1 protein-coding gene is annotated in these 1008 nt (G+C 35.4%); it reads right to left on the bottom strand.

Annotated features, from left to right (window positions below; genetic code table 11):
* The coding region (locus KWG70_RS17645) for a hypothetical protein (protein WP_230937363.1) at window positions 1-1008 on the bottom strand (1008 nt) is incomplete at both ends.

Raw genomic sequence — 1008 nt, 5'->3', positions numbered from 1 at the left:
ACTCATAATCGGCTTGTTCTTCAAAATCTATCCCATTAGTAGAGGTCTCCACTTTAGATAATGAATTATTCTTATCATAACTATAACGATGTACAAATAGCTCACTCGATGTGTCTTGTTGATAAATTACTTGTTTGATTCCGCCTCTTTCATTGTATTTATAATGAATCGTCTTTAGCCCTAAACCTTCTACATCCTGTACTGTCCATAAAACACGTCCATAAATATCATAACTATACCAGGTACTACTAGTCACTATTGGAGAATTACCATCTGGAATGGTCTTGGTCATTGAAACACTTCCTGATAAAAATGTTTGTTTATAATTATTTGGATTGAGTCCCGCACTGGAAATAACCCCTGGCAATGATGTATCTGGAAGATCATATATTGTCTCATGTACATCTTTTAAATTAGTGCTTAACACACTGGTGTCTGGATTTAGTGTACTAAAATTAGCTGTTCCAACACCACTTCTTATGGGTCTTGATTGACTATCATAATCGGTAAATGACACTTCTCCTGCTAAGGCTTGCTTACTATTCTGTGAAAAACGAATCTGCCCATCTCTACGGTATTTAAACTTTGTCGTTCCCTCATCTGGAGATGTCGTCTCCAATAATTCCCCTAATGAATTATAAACATAACTATTAAGCATCCCATGAGTAACTGTAGATTGAATACTACTCAAACATGAAGCATTAAACCCTAATGGTTGACTCCTCTGAGTTAATCTCCCAGACACATCATAATAGTTTAGACTATAATCATAATAGTTCACATTATAGCGTACACCTCTTGAGCCTGGGTAATTGTTAATCCCGCCACTTGAAGAGATATAAGTATAATATGTATAATCATTATTGCTACTTGGAGTAGCGGATATACGATATACATTTCCTCCTGACATGGACGTGTAAGGAATCTGATTGCCTGTCTTTAGATCATAAATTGTATAATGAGAGGTGCTTGATAAAAAACTAACGCTATTCACATTCTTTGGTAGAT

Origin of the sequence: Psychroserpens luteolus (assembly GCF_021032705.1) — a bacterium.
Classification (GTDB): domain Bacteria; phylum Bacteroidota; class Bacteroidia; order Flavobacteriales; family Flavobacteriaceae; genus Psychroserpens; species Psychroserpens luteolus.
This window is presented reverse-complemented; position numbering and strand designations above follow the sequence as displayed.